We start from the raw sequence: 2,811 nt of genomic DNA on the forward strand, positions 1-2,811 counted from the left end.
GTAGCGTTCCTCGGGCACGACGTCCTGGATCGCGCCGAGCCGGGCGCCCGCGACGAGGACCTGCGAGAGGGCAAGGGTGAGGATCGGGATCGCAGTGTCGGGCGAGCTGCCGGACGCGACCTCGGTCACCGTCGTGAGGTAGGCGCTCGCCTCACGAGCCGTCAGCTCGGCAAGGGCGGTGAGGTCGTCTGCCCCGGTCGTCTCGGTGGTCATGTGGCCTTCCCTGGTCCGTTTGTGGAGGTATGCCGCTGAGCGGGCTGAGCGGGCATGCTCAGTCTCTCGCGTGGCCGGTCACGCGTCGACCCGGCGACGCCCCTCGAAGGCCCGCCCGAGCGTGACCTCGTCGGCGTACTCGAGGTCGCCACCCACCGGCAGTCCGGAGGCCAGGCGGGTGACGGCCAGGTCGGGGACCGTCGTGCGCAGTAGCCGGCTCAGGTAGGTCGCCGTCGCCTCGCCCTCGAGGTTGGGGTCGGTCGCGATGATGACCTCCTGCACCTCGCCGCCCGCGAGGCGCTGCATCAGCTCGCGGACCCGCAGGTCGTCGGGCCCGATGCCGTCGATGGGGCTGATCGCGCCGCCGAGGACGTGGTAGGTGCCGCGGAACTCGCGGGTGCGCTCGATGGCGACGACGTCCTTCGGCTCCTCGACCACGCAGATGGCGGAATGGTCGCGGCGCGGGTCGGCGCAGATGCGGCACCGCTCGCCTTGGGCGACGTTGCCGCACTCCTCGCAGAAGCGGACCTTGGCCTTGACCTCGGTGAGGGCGGTGACGAGCCGGGTCACGTCCTCGGCGTCGGCCTGCAGGAGGTGGAAGGCGATCCGCTGGGCGCTCTTGGGGCCCACCCCGGGGAGTCGCCCGAGCTCGTCGATGAGGTCCTGGACCGCGCCTTCGTACACGGCCTCACCCTATGTCGTCGGCCCGACAGCGGCTGCCAGGCCCGACGCGACGCCTGCGGCGGCCGGGTGATGGCAGCGTCGCGTCAGGTCGGCTGACCGGTCGGGACCTGGTTGTAGCCGCCGGCCCGTTCCTGACCGGTCAGCTCCGCGATCGCGTCCATGACGTCGTCGGTCAGCTGGCGCCGCGCCTTGCCGGCCGGCATGCCCTCGTAGCGCTCGAACGGGATGGGCTCGCCGAACTTCACGGTGACCTTGGCGAGGGTCGGGAACCGGGCCCCGACCGGCTGGATCTTCTCGGTGCCGATGAGGCCGACGGGCACCACCGGGACCCGGGCGTTGAGCGCGAGCCACGCGACACCGGTGTGGCCGCGGCAGAGGCGCCCGTCCCGGGACCGGGTGCCCTCGGGGTAGATCCCGAAGGCGTCGCCCGCACGCAGCACCTCGAGGCCCTTGTCGAGGCTCTCCTGGGCCGCGGTGGCCGAGAGCCGGTTGACGGGGACCATTCCGACCGCGTCGAAGAACCCCTTGCGCAGCCGGCCGCCGAGCCCGGGCGCGGTCCAGTACTCCTCCTTGGCGAGGAACCGGACCTGCCGGGGCGAGGCGAGCGGGATCGCGAAGGAGTCGATGAAGCTGCGGTGGTTGCTGGCGAGGATGACGGCGCCGTGCCGGGGGACGTTCTCGGCGCCGACGATCGTCGGGCGGTACAGCGCACGGCTCAGCGGGACGAGGACTCCGCGGCTGAGGCTGTACAACATGGGGCCACTTTAGGGCGGGACCCGGCTGCGCGGTCCGAGACCACCACGGAGCGGTCGCGGATCGGGGCGATCTTCGTCACGCCCGGCCCACGGCGGCCCAGGCGACGGCGCGGATCTCGAACGGTGCCGCACCGGTGCGTTCCGCGCACCGGTCGCGGAGCCGGTCTCGCTCGTCGGGGCCGAGGCTGCGGACATAGTCGCCGGCCGGCCCGACGCCGAGGGTGTTCGGCTCCCACCACTCGTCGAAGGAGGCATAACTGACGACGACCTCGAGCTCGGTCTCCTCCACCTGCTGGAGCCCGGCCTGTTCGAGGTAGCCGGCGAGCTGGCCACCAGAGGCCCCGGGCAGGTCCTCCTCGCCAGGCGCGGACGGGTCGAGGTCCCGTGCCGCCAGACCGAGCAGGCTCACGGGGGCGCGGTGCCCGGCGAGGTCCCACACGGTCGCACCCACGAGGCCACCCGGTCGGGTCACCCGTCGCATCTGCGACAGGCCGGCGACGGGATCGGGCATGAAGTGCACGACGAGGGAGGCGAGGGCGAGGTCGAACTCGTCGTCGCCCCACGGCAGCGCGCCGGCCACACCCTCCCGGACCTCGACGTCGGGCAGCCGCCGTGTGACCGCGGCGCGGAAAGTCGGGGACGGGTCCACGGCATGGACGCGGTCCGGGCCGTACCTGTCGGCCAGCACGGCGGTCAAGGCGCCGGGGCCGCACCCGACGTCGAGGGCGCGCGCCTCGGGTGGCGGGGTGAGCCAGTCGACGAACTGCGCAGCAAGCGGCTCGGAGTAGCGGCCCATGAACCGGCCGTAGGCATCACCGGCGACGTCGAACGCCATCCACCGACGGTAGCCGCCGCGGCCCGAGGGGGCGGGCTATTCGTCGAACTCCTGCAGCACCCGGCCGCCGAGGACCTTCTCGATGACGGCTCGCCCGACGTCGGTCGAGACCTCGATGTCCTCGTCGTCGTCGCTGACGGCGGAGTCGTCGGTGACCCGACGCGGCGGCTCCTGCTGCTTGCTCTGCTGGGGGGCACCGGAACGACGGGCGGCATCGAGTGAGGCCCGGACCGCGGCCGGCCCGGACCGGGCGGTGCGCGGCGCTGCCTCGGAACGGTTGGGCCGGTCGGACGCCGGTCCACCCCCGGTGATGCCGCCTGCCGC

The 2,811-nt window shown here is 73.2% G+C and carries 4 protein-coding genes and 1 pseudogene; all 5 read right to left on the reverse strand.

What is annotated here, in order from left to right; all coding sequences use genetic code 11:
- The coding region (locus N864_RS21080) for a DUF5063 domain-containing protein (protein ID WP_034722030.1) at nucleotides 1-213 on the reverse strand (213 nt) is incomplete at its 3' end.
- A gap of 78 nt (nucleotides 214-291) precedes the next feature.
- Nucleotides 292-897 carry a recombination mediator RecR gene (recR, locus tag N864_RS21085; RefSeq protein ID WP_034722031.1) on the reverse strand — a complete coding sequence of 202 codons (606 nt, stop codon included), beginning with the start codon at nucleotides 895-897 and terminating at the stop codon, nucleotides 292-294.
- An 83-nt stretch (nucleotides 898-980) separates the two neighbouring features.
- The gene (locus N864_RS21090; protein ID WP_034722033.1) at nucleotides 981-1,652 is read right to left on the reverse strand and encodes a lysophospholipid acyltransferase family protein; all 672 of its coding nucleotides are present in this window, start codon (nucleotides 1,650-1,652) and stop codon (nucleotides 981-983) included.
- Nucleotides 1,653-1,728: 76 nt separating this feature from the next.
- The gene (locus N864_RS21095; RefSeq protein WP_034722037.1) at nucleotides 1,729-2,487 is read right to left on the reverse strand and encodes a class I SAM-dependent methyltransferase; all 759 of its coding nucleotides are present in this window, start codon (nucleotides 2,485-2,487) and stop codon (nucleotides 1,729-1,731) included.
- Nucleotides 2,488-2,523: 36 nt separating this feature from the next.
- Nucleotides 2,524-2,811: pseudogene (locus tag N864_RS25215) on the reverse strand (DNA polymerase III subunit gamma and tau); the annotation flags it as partial.

The organism is Intrasporangium chromatireducens Q5-1 (genome assembly GCF_000576575.1).
GTDB lineage: Bacteria > Actinomycetota > Actinomycetes > Actinomycetales > Dermatophilaceae > Intrasporangium_A > Intrasporangium_A chromatireducens.

Bases quoted from the DNA above. Each gene is read 5' to 3' on its own strand.
- N864_RS21090 (WP_034722033.1), bottom strand. From the start codon at position 1,652: ATGTTGTACAGCCTCAGCCGCGGAGTCCTCGTCCCGCTGAGCCGTGCG.
- N864_RS21095 (WP_034722037.1), bottom strand. From the start codon at position 2,487: ATGGCGTTCGACGTCGCCGGTGATGCCTACGGCCGGTTCATGGGCCGC.